This window comes from Motilibacter peucedani (assembly GCF_003634695.1).
Taxonomy (GTDB): domain Bacteria; phylum Actinomycetota; class Actinomycetes; order Motilibacterales; family Motilibacteraceae; genus Motilibacter; species Motilibacter peucedani.
The window spans coordinates 378,811-394,120 of the sequence record NZ_RBWV01000010.1; the positions used below are offsets into that span (position 1 = coordinate 378,811).

The window sequence follows — 15,310 nt, forward strand, 5'->3', positions numbered from 1 at the left end:
CATGTCCACCAACATCCCCGGGTCGCAGACCCCGGCACCGAACACCTCTCCCACCGCGGCCGGCGCCGGCGCCCCCGCGGGCACCGCGGTCAACGAGGGCGTCGCCCAGAGCGACTTCGCCCGCGACAGCGGCGTCGGCTCGCTGACCGAGTTCGTCGGCGACTACTTCCGCCGCGTACGCGGTGGCGAGGTCGGCGCGCTGCCGGCCCTCGCCGGCCTCATCGTCCTGGTCCTCGTCTTCGCCCTGAAGTCCGACGTCTTCCTCTCCAAGGGCAACCTGGCGAACCTCACCACGCAGGCCGCCGGCACGGCCCTGATCGGCATGGGCCTGGTCTTCGTCCTGCTGCTCGGCGAGATCGACCTGTCGGCGGGCACCGCCTCCGGCGTGTGCGCCGTGACGATGGCCATCGTCGTCAACAACGGCGGCAGCCTGCAGCACACGGTCCACACCGGCACCTACATCGCGGTCGTGGCGCTGCTCATCGCGGCGATCGTCCTGGCGGCGCTGAGCAAGCTGTGGCCGGCTGCGGTGATCATCGGGCTGGGCCTGATCGCGATCGTGGCCAAGCTCGGCGACAACGCGGTCATCTCGGTCTACATCGCCATCGCGATGGGCGTCGCGATCGGCGTGCTCACCGGCTTCCTCGTCGCCCGCGTCGGCATCCCGTCCTTCGTCGTGACCCTGGCGCTGTTCCTCGCGTGGCAGGGCGTGCTGCTGCAGTTCATCGGCAACGGCGCGACCGTCGACACGCGCAACATCGACTTCATCAACGGGTTCGCCAACAAGAACGTCAGCCCGACGCTGGGCTGGCTGCTGTTCGTGGTCGTGCTGGGCATCTACACCGCCTACACGATCTTCCGGTCGGTGCGGCGCTCGGCCGCCGGCCTCGCCGCCGAGCCGCTGACCGCGGTCGTCGCGCGCGCGGCCGCCCTGATCGTGCTCGGCGCCATCATCGTCGGGTTCCTCAACCAGGAGCGCTCGCCGAACCCGAAGGTCACCTCGATCCAGGGCATGCCCTACGTCGTCCCGCTGATCCTGTTCATCATGATCTTCTGGACCTTCGTGCTCACCCGCACGTCGTTCGGCCGGCACATCTACGCGACCGGCGGCAACGCCGAGGCCGCGCGCCGCGCCGGCATCGACGTGCAGCGCATGAAGACCGCCGTGTTCGCGATCTCGTCGGGCATGGCGGGTCTCGGTGGCGTGCTGCTCGCGTCCAAGACCGGTGGTGTCCCGTCCGACGCCGGTGGCGGCAACACGCTGCTCTACGCCGTCGGTGCCGCGGTCATCGGTGGCACGTCGCTGTTCGGCGGCCGCGGCCGCGTCCGTGACGCGGTCCTCGGCGCCGTCGTGATCAACCTGATCCCGAACGGACTGGGCCTGCTGAACCTCTCGGCGTCCTACAACTTCATGATCACCGGCCTGGTCCTGCTGATGGCCGCCTCCGTCGACGCGATCTCGCGCCGCCGGACCGCCGTCAGCTAGCGCTCCCGGCTCCGCCGTCCACTGCGGCCGGCACCCTCTCGGGGGTGCCGGCCGCGGTGCGTCCGGGGGAGCGCGGCGGTGCGTGGCGTGCCAACGGCGGGCAGGCTGCGTACGATCGGTGGGCTGGACAGCGGTGCGCAGGAGTGCACCGACGGACGAGGGAGGCGCACCGCGTGGGGTTGCTCGAGACGATCGGCGGCCCTGCCGACCTGCGCAGGCTCGACCGCTCGCAGCTCGACGCGCTGGCCGCCGAGATCCGCACCTTCCTGGTGCGCTCGGTCGCCAGGACCGGCGGGCACCTCGGGCCGAACCTCGGCGTGGTCGAGCTGACGCTCGCGCTGCACCGGGTGTTCGACTCGCCGAGCGACGTGCTGCTCTTCGACACGGGCCACCAGTCCTACGTCCACAAGCTGGTGACCGGCCGGCGCGAGGGCTTCGAGACGCTGCGGCAGAAGGGCGGGCTCTCGGGCTACCCGAGCCGGGCCGAGTCGCCGCACGACGTCATCGAGAACAGCCACGCCTCGACCTCGCTGTCCTACGCCGACGGCATGGCGAAGGCGTTCCAGCTGCAGGGCCGCAGCGACCGCCGCGTCGTCGCGGTCATCGGTGACGGTGCCCTGACCGGCGGGATGGCGTGGGAGGCGATCAACAACATCGCCGCCGGCGACCGCCCGGTCGTCATCGTGGTCAACGACAACGAGCGCTCCTACGCCCCGACGATCGGCGGGCTCGCGCGCCACCTCGCGACGCTGCGCACGACCCGCGGCTACGAGCGCTTCCTCGACTGGGGCAAGGCCACGCTGGCACGCACCCCGGTCGTCGGCCAGCCCATCTTCGAGACCCTGCACGGGATGAAGAAGGGCATCAAGGACATCGTCGCCCCGCAGGGCATGTTCGAGGACCTCGGCCTGAAGTACGTCGGGCCGGTCGACGGCCACGACATCGACGCGCTCGAGCACGCGCTGCGCCAGGCCAAGGCCTTCGGCGGGCCGGTCATCGTGCACGCCATCACGCGCAAGGGCAACGGCTACCAGCCGGCCGAGAGCTTCGAGGCCGACCTCTTCCACGCGGTCGGCGTCATCGACCCCGAGACCGGTGAGCCGCTCGCCTCCAGCGGCACGTCGTGGACCAGCGTGTTCGCCGACGAGATGGTCACGATCGGCGCTTCGCGCCCCGACGTCGTCGGCATCACCGCCGCCATGTGCATCCCGGTCGGGCTCGACTCCTTCGCCCGCGCCTACCCTGGCCGCGTCTTCGACGTCGGCATCGCCGAGCAGCACGCGACCACCAGCGCCGCTGGCATGGCCACGGCCGGCATGCACCCTGTCGTCGCCGTCTACGCGACGTTCCTCAACCGGGCCTTCGACCAGGTGCTGCTCGACGTCGCGCTCCACAAGTGCGGCGTCACGTTCGTGCTCGACCGCGCCGGCGTCACCGGCGACGACGGGGCCAGCCACAACGGCATGTGGGACCTCTCGATCCTGCAGGTCGTGCCGGGCCTGCGGCTGGCCGCGCCGCGCGACGCCGAGACGCTGCGCCAGGAGCTGCGCGAGGCGGTCGCCGTCGACGACGCGCCCACCGTCGTGCGCTTCCCGAAGGGCAAGGTGCCGGCCGCGATCCCTGCGGTGGGCACCGTGGGCGGGTGCGACGTGCTGCGCCGCGAGGGCGACGAGGACGTGCTCATCGTCTCGGTCGGCGCCATGGCCGGGCTCTGCCTCGAGGTCGCCGACCGCTTGACCGCCCAGGGCGTCGGCGTGACCGTGGTCGACCCGCGCTGGGTCAAGCCGGTGGACCCGGCCCTCGTGCCGCTCGCCGCCCGCCACGACCTCGTCGTGACGGTCGAGGACGGCGTACGCCGCGGTGGCGTCGGCGGGGCGGTCGCCCAGGCGCTGCGCGACGCCGGCGTGCTCACCCCGCTGCGCGACTTCGGCATCCCGGAGCAGTTCCTCGACCACGGCAAGGTCGCAGAGGTCAACGCCGAGATCGGCCTGACCGCCCAGGAGGTCAGCCGCCAGGTCGTCGAGGCGGTCGCCAAGCTGTCGGCGAGCTACGGCTCCGCGACCTTCTCCTAGCGGGCCGCTCAGCGCTGGGTCGGCAGGCCCGGGTGCGTCACCGGGTCGCGCAGGTCGATCTCAGCTGGGCGGCCACCACTGCGTACCTCGCTCACCTCCTCGGCGGTCACGAGCAGCGGGCGCTCGAACGCCCGGTCGTCGGGGTCGCTCAGCTCGTAGGCGACCGAGGCGAGAGCCGGGTCGAGCCGACGGGGGTCGAGCCAGCCGCGCCGCCGTGAGGCGACGACCGCGCCGCGCATGCCCAACGGGTCCTCGGCGGCCAGCGCACGCCGGAAGCTCGCGCTGGCGAGCAGCGTGGGGACGTCGCTGTCGCCGACCGGCGCGAGCTGCTGGGGGAGCCGGGCGAGCCGGGCCCCGGCCAGCGTCCCCATCGCCTCGAGGTGCTCCTCGAGCACGGCGAGCTCCTGCTCTGCGCCCGGCACTCCGACCCGCCCGGCCGCGCACACCAGTCCGGCCGCGGCGAGGGTCACCGACGGCACGGCGACGACAGGCAGTGCATCGCTGCGCTCGAGCGCCAGGCCGAGCCCGACCGCGAGGGCGCCGCCCGCGACGCGGTGCAGCGGCCAGCCGCCGTCGGGCACGCGCGCCGAGGGGAGCGCGAGGAGCCGCAGCCGGGTGCGGGCGAGCTCCGGCTCGGCGACGACCTCGTCGAGGGCCCCGCGCAGCCGCAGGTGCCGGGCGACGCCGGCGCGCGCCGCATCGACCTGGTCGGGCTGCGGGCCGGCGGCCCACGCCAGCTCGTCCCAGCCGACGAGCAGCGGGCGGGCACCGGGCAGCAGCACGCCGTCGTCGCGCGGCTCGAGGTCGACGTCGTCGAGCACCGCGACCGCCAGCACGGCGCGCCGCACGGCACGCCAGGAGTCTGCTACGGGCACCCGGGCACCGTACGCCGTGGACGCCCCCGCGCCACGCGCTGGGAGAGCGCCCCGCCCGAACGAGCGAGGCCCTACCAGCCGATCGAGCGACACGCCCGTCCTGTGGTGGCCCCTCCCGCCGGGGCGGACGACGCACCAGAATGGCCGACCGTGACCCTCCCCCGCGCGCGCCGACTCGACCCCTCCCACGACGACGCGGTCCGCGAGCTCGGCCGGGTCGCGTTCGGCGGGGTGAGCTCCGACCCGCCCGAGCCGGTGTCGTGGACGGCTGTCACCCGGTGGGGCGTCGAGGACGCGCGGGGTCGGCTGGTGGCCAACGCGACCGAGCGCGACCAGCAGCAGTGGTTCGGCGGTCGCGCGGTGCGGTGCAGCGGAATCGCGAGCGTCGCCGTGGCGGCCGAGGCCCGCGGTGGCGGCGTGGCGCGGGCGGTGATGCAGGCGGCCCTCGGGGAAGCGCGTGAGCGCGGCGCGGTCGTCTCGACGCTGTTCCGCACCGCGCCGGCGCTCTACCGCTCGCTGGGCTACGAGCAGACGGGGCTGCTGTGCACCTGGGCGGTGCCGACCGAGGCGCTGTCGTCGGTGCGTGTCCCCGAGGGCATCACCCTGCGGGCAGCGGACCCTCACGACCCGGGCGACATAGACGCCGTGCGGCGGGTCTACCGCGAGGTCGCGCGCGCCGGCAACGGCTACCTCGAGCGCGAGGGCCCGCTGTTCGACTGGCCGCGGATCCTCGCCCGCCACTCCGGCACGACGCTCGCGGTGGACGGTGACGGCGTGGTGCAGGGCTACTGCGCCTGGCAGCGGGGCGCCGGCTACGACGAGAAGTCCCGGCTGGAGGCGCGCGACCTGCTGGCGCTCACCGGCCCGGCGGGCCGGGGGCTGCTCGCCATGCTGGGCAGCTGGGCGTCGGTCACCGGCACGATCGTGCTCCGCGTCCCCGCGCACGACCCGGTGCACTTCGAGCTGCCCCGGGCCGGCATCCGACCCGAAGCAGCGGTGCCCTGGATGCTCGCGGTGATCGACGGTCCCGGTGCCGTGGCGGCGCGGGGCTGGCCGCCGCACGTTCGCGGGACGGTCGACCTGGACTTCGTGGGCGACCGGGTCCTCGGCGCGTTCGCCGGATCGCCGACCTGGCGCCTCGTGCTGGAGGGCGGCGAGGCCCGGCTGGAGCCCGGCGGCTCGGGCGCGACGCGGCTGCACGTACGCGGCCTGTCTGTGCTGTACGCCGGTGGCGCCGACCCGGCGCTGCTGCGGCGGGCCGGGTTGCTGGAGGGCGGCAGCGAGGCCGACGACGCGCTGCTCGCGGCGGCCTTCGCGGGGCCGGCGCCGGCGACCAACGACTACTTCTAGGCGACGTCCCGGCGTGCGAGCGGCCGCGGGCAGGGGTAGACCTGGGACATGGCTGACGAACTGCACAAGGGCGACAAGGTGACCTGGAACTCCCACGGCGGTCAGGCCGAGGGCACGGTCGAGAAGAAGATCACCTCCGACACGCACGCCGCGAAGCGCGACGTGAAGGCGAGCAAGGACGACCCGCAGTACCTCGTCAAGAGCGAGAAGTCCGGCGGCGAGGCCGTGCACAAGCCGGGCGCCCTGCACAAGGAGTAGCCGGGCTCAGTCCTCGGGGACCCTGCCCAGCGCGTCGGCCCTGCTGAGCGCGTCGGTCAGGGCCGCCGCGGTCAGCCCGACCTGCCACTCCCGGGCGCCGTGGGCGCGCGCGAACTCGGCGACTGCCTCGACCGTCAGCGGCACGGGCGGGTCCCACGCCAGCCGGCGCACGGTGTCGGGGGTGAGCAGGTTCTCCACCGGCATCGAGTGCTCGGCGGCGATCGCCCCCATCGCCGTGCGGGCGAAGGTCAGCCGGTCGGCGGCGGCCGGGTCGCGGTCGGCCCAGGCACGCGCGGGGGGCGGGCCGTCGAGGGGCGCGCCCGCGCTGGGCAGGGCGTCCTCGTCGAGAGCGAGCGCGCGGCGGACAGCACCGGCCCACTGGCCGGCCCGTCGACGCGTGCCCCGGCCTCCGAACAGCGGCAGGGCGACGAGCTCCTCGACCGAGCGGGGCGAGGCGAGCGCGGCCTCGACGATGGCGGCGTCGGGCAGCACCCGGCCCGGCGCGATGTCGCGGTCGCGCGCGACCTCGTCGCGGGTGGTCCAGAGCTCGCGCACCACGGCGAGCTGGCGGCGCTTGCGCACGCGGTGGAGGCCGGACGTACGCCGCCAGGGCTCTGCGCGCACCAGCGGCGCGCGCGGGGTGGCGAGCGCCGCGAACTCCTCGCGCGCCCACTCGAGCTTGCCGGCGTCGGCGAGCCGCTGCTCGAGCGCGTCGCGCAGCTCGACCAGCACCTCGACGTCGAGCGCGGCGTAGCGCAGCCACGGCTCGGGCAGCGGGCGCGTCGACCAGTCGGCCGCGGAGTAGCCCTTCTCGAGGTGGTAGCCGAGCAGGTCGAGCACCATGGCCTGGAGGCCGACGCGCGGCATGCCCAGCAGGCGGCCGGCGAGCTCGGTGTCGAACAGCGTGCCGGGGTGCATGCCCTCCTCGGCCAGGCACGGCAGGTCCTGGCTCGCGGCGTGCAAGACCCACTCGGCGTCCTGCAGCGCCTCGCCCAGCGCCGCCATGCCGCCCAGGCCGATCGGGTCGACGAGGACGGTGCCGGCGCCCGCGCGGCGCAGCTGGACGAGGTAGGCCCGGGCGGAGTAGCGGTAGCCCGACGCCCGCTCGGCGTCGATGGCGACGGGTCCGGTGCCCGCCGCCAGCCGCGCCACGGCGTCCTCGAACGCGGCGCGGGTGGCGACCGGCTCGGGCACCGGCTCGCGCGTCTCGAGCACGGGCGCCGGCGGACCGGTCTCCGGCTCGACGACGGGCTCCTCGCTCATGGGCTAGAACCTAAGGCCTCGTGCGCTCAGTCGATGACTCCGGCACGCAGGGCGACGACGACCATCTCGGCGCGGTCGCCGGTGCCGAGCTTGCGGGCGATGCGGGCGAGGTGGCTCTTGACGGTGAGGGCGGACAGGCCGAGCGCCTCGCCGACCTCCTTGTTGGAGCGGCCGTCGGCGACCAGCGCCAGCACCTCGATCTCGCGGGCGGACAGGCTCGCGGTCAGGCCGCGCGGCGAGTAGCGCGCGGCGCCCGTCGGAACCGGGGCGGGGCTCGCCGGGGTCGGCTCGCTGCCGATCACGACGTAGCTGCGGGCGCCGGCCGCCAGCGCGGCGCGCACCGCGAACGGGTCGTCGGTGGCGGCGAGCACCAGGGCGCGGTTCCAGCCCAGGGCGCGCAGCTCGGCGACCAGGCTGACGCCCGAGCCGTCCGGCAGGCCGGAGGCGACGACCGCGAGCTCGCGGGTGGTGTGCGACGCGGCGCGGGCGCGGGCCTCGGCGGCGCTGCCGGCCTCGAGGACGTCGCGGGCGCCGATCGAGCGCAGGGTGCGCGCGAGGGTCTCGCGGGCGAACGGGTTGGCCACCGCCACGAGGGCGGTGAAGCGGGGGGCGCGCTGGGCGGGGACCGCGCCATGGGTGCGGTCGGCGAGGGTGGTCACCGGGATCCTCCGTGATGTGTCCGGTCTAGCTCACCTGGCGTCCTGCCTGGTGTGCCGTACTCATCGACGCAGCAGCGGTGTGCTGAGGGATCTCCCGGCGCGCGGGCACTGGTTCCCACCAAGGAGTGACACGGCGCGCCCACGGATGGCGGAATGCCGGCCCTCCGTGCGCCCGAGCGGGTGACGCGCCTCGGAGGAGCAGCCCGGACACGACCGAGCCGCCCCGGGCTCAGGGCACCGGGACGGCTCGGACGGGACGGGGCGGGGTGCTACTTGCTGAACCCCGCGGTGAGGCCGCTGAGGAGCTGGCGGCGGCCGACGACGTACAGCACCAGGATCGGCAGGGTGCTGAGCACGACCGACGCGGCGATGGCGGGGACGTTGACGCCGTACTGCCCCTGGAATGTCCACAGCGCCAGCGGCAGGGTGCGCTTGCTGGGACTGGTGAGCATGATCAGGGGGAGCAGGAAGCCGTTCCAGACCTGCAGCCCGTTGTAGATCGCCACGGTGACGAGCGCCGGGCGGGTCAGCGGGAAGGCCAGGCGCCACAGCATGGCCCACTCGCTGGCGCCGTCGACGCGCATGGACTCGAAGAGCTCCTTCGGCACGTCCCGGATGAAGTTCGAGAGCACGAGCACCGAGAGCGGGATCGCGAAGGCGATCGACGGCAGGATCAGCGCGAGCAGGGTGTCGTAGAGGTGGAGCTTGATGATGATCAGGTAGACCGGGATGATCGTCGCCTGCAGCGGGATCGCGAGCCCCATGAGGAACAGCGAGTTGGTGCTCTTGAGGAAGAGCCCCTCGCCGCGCACGATCGCGTAGGCCGCCATGAACGAGATCAGCACGGCGGGGATGAGCGTGCCGGCGGCCACGACGACGCTGTTGACGAAGTACGACGCGAAGTCGTTGTCCAGCACCATCTTGTAGTTGCTGAAGTCGAGGTCGGTCGGCGGCTTGAGCGGGTTGCTGCCGAAGTAGTTGGCCTGCAGCTTGAAGCTGGTGATGACCAGCCAGTAGATCGGGATGATGACGATCGCCAGCCACACCCAGCCCAGCAGGCCGCCGAGCCAGTTGGGGCGCTCGCCGCCGCGACGGCGACGACGCGTCGGCCCGCCGGCGGAGCTGCTGAGCTTCTCGGTGCCGGTCGTCGGCAGGGTGGTCGCCACCTCAGACTCCCTCGAGCTGGCTGCCGGTGCCGCCGATCCGGCGCAGGAGCAGCGCCAGTCCGAGGCCGAGCAGGACGATGATGACCGCGATCGCGCTGGCAGGTCCCATGAGGTTCGCCTGGAACCCCTGCTGGTACATGTCGAGCGCGAGCACCCGGGTGGAGTCGCCCGGGCCTCCGGCCGTCAGGACGTAGATCAGGTCGAAGAAGGTCAGCGAGCCGACGACCATCAGCGTGGACGACGTCAGGATCGTGTACTTCAGCTGCGGCACGGTGATCGAGAAGAACTGGCGCACCCGGCCGGCGCCGTCGAGGGCCGCCGCTTCGTACATCGAGGCCGGGATCTGGCGCACTCCGCCTTGGTAGATGAGGGCGTGGAACGGGATGAACTGCCACGACACCACGAAGATGATGACGCCCATGGCGAGCCCGCCCTTGCCCAGCCAGTCGCGGGTCAGCAGGCTGAAGTGCAGTCCGGGCCCGAGGCCGAAGTTGGGGTCCAGCAGGGCCTTGTAGGTGACGGCGAGGGCGGCCGACGACAGCAGCAGCGGGATGAAGTAGAGCACCGCGAGCAGCTCGCGGTAGCGCTGGTTGCCGGCGAGGAACACCCCGATGATCAGGCTCAGCGGGGTCTGCACGGCCCACGACAGGATCATGACCTCGAAGGTCACCCAGATCGCGTGCGGCAGGCCAGGGTCGCTGAGCACGGCGTGCCACGAGTCGAAGCCCGCCGGGTGGATGTCGCCGATGCCGTCCCACTGGCAGAAGCTGAGCACCAGCACGCCGAGCAGCGGGACGACGCCGAAGGCGATGAAGAAGATCAGCGCGGGGAGAGCCATCCAGGAGACGGACCCGCTCCGCCCGGCGTGCGGGGTCCGATGGACGGTGGCCCGCGCGGCGGGCGGAGCGGCGGTGCTCACTTCCCGATGACCGCGTTCATGTTGGCGATCCACTTGTCGGGGGTCACCTGGAGCTGGAACAGCTTGGCGATGTTGTCGAGGAGGACCTCGGCCTGGGTGGGGGGCAGCGCCTGGTCCCACGACTGCTGGAAGACCTTGGCCTTGCTCGCGATGTCGTAGTTGAAGGTCAGCCAGTCGGAGTCGCCCTTGTCGGGCTGGGCCGCGAGCTGGTCGCGGGTGCCCTGCACGACCGGGACGGCGCCGGTGGCCACCCAGTCCTTGATCGAGGCGTCGTCGAGGGTGTTGTCCAGCAGGAACTGCTTGGCGACGGCCTGCTCCTCGGCCGAGGCCTTCGAGGAGATCGAGAGGTACTGGCCGGGGTTGCCCGTGGTGTCGCTCGGGTCGCCCTTGCCGCCGTCGACGGCCGGGAAGTTCATGTAGCCGAGCTTGCCGTCCTTGACGAAGCTGCCGCCCTGGGACTTCATCGTGCCGTAGGTCCAGGCGCCGTGGACCATCATCGCGGCCTTGCCGCTGTAGAAGACGGCGAGGTCGGCGTTGGAGTCGGCGGTGATCGAGGAGAAGCCCTTGATGAAGCCGTTGGCCTTCACGAGGTCCTGGACCTTGGTGAGCATGTCCTTGACGGCCGGGTCGGACCAGGCGTCCTTCTGCCCGTTGAAGACGTTGAGGAAGACCTCGCTGCCGCCGATGCGGTCGAGCAGGAACTCGAGCCACATCATGTTGGTCCAGCGCGACTGGCCGCCGAGCGAGAACGGCGCGATGCCCTTGGCGTTGAACTTGGGCACGAGGTCCATGATGTCGCCCCACGTCTGCGGGGGCTCGGCGCCGATCTTCGCGAAGGCGTCCTTGTTGTAGTAGAAGATGATCGGCGTGACGGTCTCGACCGGCAGCGCGTAGACCTTGTCGTTGACCGTCGCGGCACCGAAGGCGCTCGGGAAGATCTTGCTCTTGAGTGCGGAGGCCGGGCCGTTGACGAAGTCGGTCAGGTCGAGGACCTGGTTCGCGTCGACGTAGCTCTTGAGGCCGCCGCCGCCCCAGCCCCAGATCAGGGTGGGGGCCTGGCCGGCGCCGATGGCCGTCTTGATCTTCTGCTTGTAGGCGTCGTTCTGGAACTCGGTCGGCTTCAGCGTCGCGCCGGGGTGCGAGGAGTTGAAGCGCTTGACCTGGTTCTCGCGCACGCCCTGCTGCGGCTGGCCGTTGAGGAACCAGTACGACGCGTTGCCCTTGACGGCGGCCGGTGCCGCCGCGCCGCCGCTGGCGGCACCGCTCGCGGCCGGGGCGGCGCTGGTGCCGCCGCCGCTGGCACCCGTGGAGCCGCCGCTGGGGCCCGAGCTGCCGCACGCGGCGAGGCCGGCGCCGGCCGTGCCCGCCAGTGCGACGCGAAGGAAGTTCCGACGTGACGTCGTCATGGGATCCACTCTGATCTCCGTACTCGAGAGCCGAGGGCTGGCCGCGGCGGGTTCGGTCGTGTGGCGCGGTCACCGTCGCCCGCGCCTGAGCTGCGCGCGGAGCCGGACTCGTACCGCAACTGGCAACGTAGGTTTCGGAAATGGAGGTGTCAAGCACCTTGCAGGTTTCGGTCGCAAGGTTCATTGTGAGACCCGGTCGAAGCGCTGCCACACAGGCAAATCGCGCTCTCGGCGAGGTCTCGGAGAGGTCACGGCGAGGTCTCGGAAGCGCATCGAAACAGTTTCGAACCTGACGGTCCTGGCTGCCGCCGCCAGTCGAGGTTCCCCGGTCCACGAGGAGTTCCGCGCCCATGACAGCCCCGCCCTCGTCCCCGTCGCCGCACGGGGACCTGCGTCCGTGGCAGGACTCCTCTCGACCGGTCGCCGAGCGCGTGCAGCTGCTGCTCGACGCCATGACGCTGGAGGAGAAGGTCGCCCAGCTCGGCAGCCGCTGGGTCGGCAACGACATGCACGCGGACGACGCCGCACCCGGTGCAGAAGCGGTCGAACCACCGCAGACCACTGACCACGAGCTCATCGTCGCGCCGATGCAGGACGTCTTCGCCGCCTCCGGCACCGTGCCCCTCGAGGAGGCGAGCCGCCACGGCCTCGGCCAGCTGACCCGCGTGTTCGGCAGCGTGCCGCTGACGGTCGCCGAGGGCGTCGCCGAGCTGGTGCGCCAGCACCGGGTGGTGCTCGAGGGCTCGCGGCTCGGCGTGCCGGCACTGGTCCACGAGGAGTGCCTCACGGGCTTCACGGCCTTCGGCGCCACCGTCTACCCCGCCGCCATCGCCTGGGGTGCGACCTTCGACCCCGGGCTCGTCGAGCGCATGGCCGCGGCGATCGGTCGCGACATGGCCGCCGTCGGCGTGCACCAGGGGCTCTCGCCCGTGCTCGACGTCGTGCGCGACTACCGCTGGGGCCGCGTCGAGGAGACGATGGGGGAGGACCCGTACCTCGTCTCCGTGCTCGGCGCCGCCTACGTCCGAGGCCTCGAGAGCGCCGGCGTCGTCGCGACCCTCAAGCACTTCGCGGGCTACTCCGCCTCGCGCGCGGCCCGCAACCACGGCCCCGTCTCGATGGGCCGCCGCGAGCTGCTCGACGTCGTCCTGCCGAGCTTCGAGGCGGCCGTCGCGCTCGGCGGCGCCCGCTCGGTCATGAACTCCTACTCCGACGTCGACGGCGTGCCCGCCGGTGCCGACGCGTGGCTGCTCACCGAGGTGCTGCGCGAGGAGTGGGGCTTCGAGGGGACCGTCGTTTCCGACTACTGGGCCGTGCCGTTCCTGGCCTCGATGCACCACGTCGCGGCGGACGACGCGGAGGCGGGGGTGCTGGCGCTGCGCGCCGGCATCGACGTCGAGCTCCCCGACACCCTCGGCTTCGGTGCGGGCCTCGTCAGACGCGTACGCAGCGGCGAGCTCCCCGAGGACCTCGTCGACCGCGCCGCCCGCCGCCACCTCACCCACAAGGCCCAGCTGGGCCTGCTCGACGCGGGATGGACCCCCGAGGGCTCCGTGCGCGACGCCGCGGTCGAGCTCGACTCGGCCGAGAACCGGGCGCTGGCGCGCGAGGTGGCCGAGCGCTCGGTGGTGCTGCTCGACGCGGGCACCGCCCTGCCGCTGGCCGGCGAGGGGCGACCGGTGCTGGGGCGGGTGGCGGTCGTCGGCCCGTGCGCCGACGACCCGCGCACCTTCATGGGCTGCTACGCCTTCCCCAACCACGTGCTGCCGCGCTACCCCGAGCTCGGGCTGGGGCTCGAGGTGCCCACGGCCGTCGACGCGCTGCGGGCCGAGCTGCCGGGCGTCGAGGTCGTGCACGAGCGCGGCTGCACCGTGCTGGGCGAGGACCGCTCCGGGTTCGCGGCCGCCGTCGAGGCAGCGCGCGGGGCCGACCTCTGCGTCGCGCTCGTCGGCGACCTCGCCGGCCTGTTCGGCAACGGCAGCTCGGGCGAGGGCTGCGACGCACCCGACCTGCGGCTGCCCGGTGTCCAGGCCGACCTGCTGCAGGAGCTGCTCGCGACCGGTACGCCGGTCGTCGTCGTCGTCGTGTCCGGCCGGCCCTACGCGCTGGGCGAGGTCCACGGCGCGGCGGCGGGGCTCGTGCAGGCGTTCATGCCGGGCGAGGAGGGCGGCGCCGCGATCGCCGGCGTCCTCTCGGGCCGGCTCAACCCCGCCGGGCGCCTGCCGGTGCAGGTGCCCCGCACCCCCGGTGGGCAGCCCAGCACCTACCTCCAGCCCGCCCTCGGCTCGGCCGGGAGCGCCGGCATCAGCACGCTCGACGCGACGCCGCTGTTCGCCTTCGGCCACGGCCGGTCCTACACGAGCTTCGAGCTCGGCGACCTGCAGCTGAGCAGCCGGACGATGGGCACCGACGGCGAGCTGAGCGTGCAGGTGACGGTCCGCAACACCGGCGAGCGCGCCGGCGAGGAGGTCGTGCAGCTCTACCTCAACGACGTCGTGGCTCAGGTCGCCCGCCCGCTCCAGGCGCTGACCGGCTTCGCCCGCGTCGCGCTCGAGCCCGGGGCGGCGAGCGACGTGCGCTTCACCGTGCACGCCGACCGCACGGCCTACACCGCGCCCGACCTGCGCCGCATCGTCGAGCCCGGCGACGTGCAGGTGCTGGTGGGCACGTCGGCGGCCGAGCTGCCGCTGCGGGCGACCGTGCGGGTCACCGGGCCGGTGCGCACCGTCGGTCACGACCGGGTGCTGACCACCCCGGTCGAGCTGGTCCCACGAGAGGCGGACGAGGATGCGCGCGTCGTCGCGGGCAGCGTCGCCTAGCACCGCCGTGACGAGCGCCCCGACCGGCCGGGCCACGCTCGCCGACGTCGCGGCGTCGGCCGGCGTCTCGGTCGCCACGGTCTCGAAGGTGCTCAACGGGCGCAGCGACGTCTCCGCCTCGACCCGCGCACGGGTGCTCGAGCTGCTCAACCGGCACGACTACGTCGGTCGGCGCCCCGACCCGGTCGAGGCGCCGACCGTCGAGCTGTTCTTCCAGGGCGAGCTGACGAGCTACTCGACCGAGGTCATCCAGGGGGTGCTCGACGAGGCGTCCGAGCTCGACGTCTCGGTGGTCCTCAGCGTGCGCGCCGCCGGGAGCAGCGGCTCCGCACCCGCGTCCTGGGCGCGGGAGGCGGCCGCGGCCGGACGGCGGGCCGTCATCGGCGTGACGAACGAGATGACCGAGCGCGACCTCGCGGCGCTCAACCGCGTGCGCCTGCCGATGGTCGTCATCGACCCGCTCAACACGCCGCAGGCGCGCATGGCCAGCGTCGGGTCGACCAACTTCGCGGGTGGCATCGCTGCCACCCAGCACCTGCTCTCGCTCGGCCACCGCCGCATCGCCTACCTCGGCGGACCGGCGCAGGCAGGGTGCAACCAGGCGCGGATGCTCGGCTTCCGCGGGGCGATGGAGGCCGCCGGCGCGGAGGTGCCCGCCGGCTACGTGCGCACCGGACCGTTCCGCTACGAGGAGGGCGTCAGGGGCGGGTACGCGGTGTTCGACCTCCCGACGCCGCCGACCGCCGTCTTCGCCGGCAACGACGAGCTCGCCCTGGGCGTCATCGAGGCCGCCCGGTCGCGCGGGCTGCGGGTGCCCGAGGACCTCAGCGTCGTGGGCTTCGACGACACCCAGGTCGCCCGCCTGTCGTCCCCGCCGCTGACGACGGTGCGCCAGCCGCTGCGCGAGATGGGCGCCGTGGCGCTGCGGACGGCGCTGCGCCTGGCCTCGGGCGGCAAGGTCGACTCCCACCACGTCGAGCTCGCCACCGAGCTCGTGGTGCGCCGCTCGACCTGCCCCCTGCGCGACTGACGCTGCT

At 73.3% G+C, this 15,310-nt stretch carries 12 protein-coding genes; 6 read left to right on the forward strand and 6 right to left on the reverse strand.

From position 1 onward, the window contains the following. Position 1 precedes the first annotated feature (1 nt). On the forward strand, positions 2–1,486 hold the full coding sequence (locus CLV35_RS06575; RefSeq protein WP_121192661.1) for a sugar ABC transporter permease: 1,485 nt from the start codon (positions 2–4) through the stop codon (positions 1,484–1,486). 173 nt (positions 1,487–1,659) lie between these two features. Continuing rightward, a complete protein-coding gene (dxs, locus tag CLV35_RS06580; protein ID WP_121192662.1) occupies positions 1,660–3,558 on the forward strand; it encodes a 1-deoxy-D-xylulose-5-phosphate synthase in 1,899 nt (632 codons plus the stop codon). A gap of 8 nt (positions 3,559–3,566) precedes the next feature. On the opposite strand, the gene CLV35_RS19700 is transcribed toward dxs, so the two are convergent. After that, positions 3,567–4,433: a hypothetical protein gene (locus CLV35_RS19700; protein WP_147431898.1), complete on the reverse strand. Its 867-nt coding sequence runs from the start codon at positions 4,431–4,433 to the stop codon at positions 3,567–3,569. Positions 4,434–4,583: 150 nt separating this feature from the next. On the opposite strand from CLV35_RS19700, the gene CLV35_RS06590 reads away from it, so the two are divergent. Together CLV35_RS06590 and CLV35_RS06595 are read left to right on the forward strand one after the other, a co-directional pair. Continuing rightward, entirely contained in the window at positions 4,584–5,783 is a 1,200-nt protein-coding gene (locus tag CLV35_RS06590; RefSeq protein ID WP_147431899.1) for a GNAT family N-acetyltransferase, read from the forward strand. A 48-nt stretch (positions 5,784–5,831) separates the two neighbouring features. Then, positions 5,832–6,041: a hypervirulence associated TUDOR domain-containing protein gene (locus CLV35_RS06595; RefSeq protein ID WP_121192665.1), complete on the forward strand. Its 210-nt coding sequence runs from the start codon at positions 5,832–5,834 to the stop codon at positions 6,039–6,041. A 6-nt stretch (positions 6,042–6,047) separates the two neighbouring features. Here CLV35_RS06595 and CLV35_RS06600 read toward each other — a convergent pair whose 3' ends face one another. From CLV35_RS06600 to CLV35_RS06620, 5 genes are all read right to left on the reverse strand, one after another. After that, positions 6,048–7,304, reverse strand: a complete 1,257-nt coding sequence (locus CLV35_RS06600) for an HRDC domain-containing protein (RefSeq protein WP_121192666.1) — start codon at positions 7,302–7,304, stop codon at positions 6,048–6,050. A 26-nt stretch (positions 7,305–7,330) separates the two neighbouring features. Beyond that, positions 7,331–7,963 (reverse strand): response regulator transcription factor, encoded by a 633-nt coding sequence (locus CLV35_RS06605; protein ID WP_121192667.1) that lies wholly within the window; start codon positions 7,961–7,963, stop codon positions 7,331–7,333. A gap of 269 nt (positions 7,964–8,232) precedes the next feature. Next, positions 8,233–9,129, reverse strand: a complete 897-nt coding sequence (locus CLV35_RS06610; RefSeq protein ID WP_121192668.1) for a carbohydrate ABC transporter permease — start codon at positions 9,127–9,129, stop codon at positions 8,233–8,235. 1 nt (position 9,130) lies between these two features. Then, positions 9,131–9,967, reverse strand: coding sequence for a carbohydrate ABC transporter permease (locus CLV35_RS06615; protein ID WP_121192669.1), 837 nt, complete (start codon positions 9,965–9,967; stop codon positions 9,131–9,133). Between the two features lie 77 nt (positions 9,968–10,044). Then, complete coding sequence (locus CLV35_RS06620; protein ID WP_121192670.1) at positions 10,045–11,454, reverse strand: extracellular solute-binding protein; 1,410 nt, start codon at positions 11,452–11,454, stop codon at positions 10,045–10,047. A gap of 350 nt (positions 11,455–11,804) precedes the next feature. On the opposite strand from CLV35_RS06620, the gene CLV35_RS06625 reads away from it, so the two are divergent. Next, complete coding sequence (locus tag CLV35_RS06625; protein WP_121192671.1) at positions 11,805–14,273, forward strand: glycoside hydrolase family 3 N-terminal domain-containing protein; 2,469 nt, start codon at positions 11,805–11,807, stop codon at positions 14,271–14,273. Next, on the forward strand, positions 14,242–15,303 hold the full coding sequence (locus CLV35_RS06630) for a LacI family DNA-binding transcriptional regulator (protein WP_121192672.1): 1,062 nt from the start codon (positions 14,242–14,244) through the stop codon (positions 15,301–15,303). Before CLV35_RS06625 ends, CLV35_RS06630 begins: the two co-directional genes overlap by 32 nt. Positions 15,304–15,310: the final 7 nt, after the last annotated feature.

Coding starts and splice junctions, on each gene's coding strand:
- CLV35_RS06575 (WP_121192661.1), top strand. CDS start 2: ATGTCCACCAACATCCCCGGGTCGCAGACCCCGGCACCGAACACCTCT.
- CLV35_RS06595 (WP_121192665.1), top strand. CDS start 5,832: ATGGCTGACGAACTGCACAAGGGCGACAAGGTGACCTGGAACTCCCAC.
- CLV35_RS06600 (WP_121192666.1), bottom strand. CDS start 7,304: ATGAGCGAGGAGCCCGTCGTCGAGCCGGAGACCGGTCCGCCGGCGCCC.
- CLV35_RS06615 (WP_121192669.1), bottom strand. CDS start 9,967: ATGGCTCTCCCCGCGCTGATCTTCTTCATCGCCTTCGGCGTCGTCCCG.
- CLV35_RS06620 (WP_121192670.1), bottom strand. CDS start 11,454: ATGACGACGTCACGTCGGAACTTCCTTCGCGTCGCACTGGCGGGCACG.
- CLV35_RS06625 (WP_121192671.1), top strand. CDS start 11,805: ATGACAGCCCCGCCCTCGTCCCCGTCGCCGCACGGGGACCTGCGTCCG.
- CLV35_RS06630 (WP_121192672.1), top strand. CDS start 14,242: ATGCGCGCGTCGTCGCGGGCAGCGTCGCCTAGCACCGCCGTGACGAGC.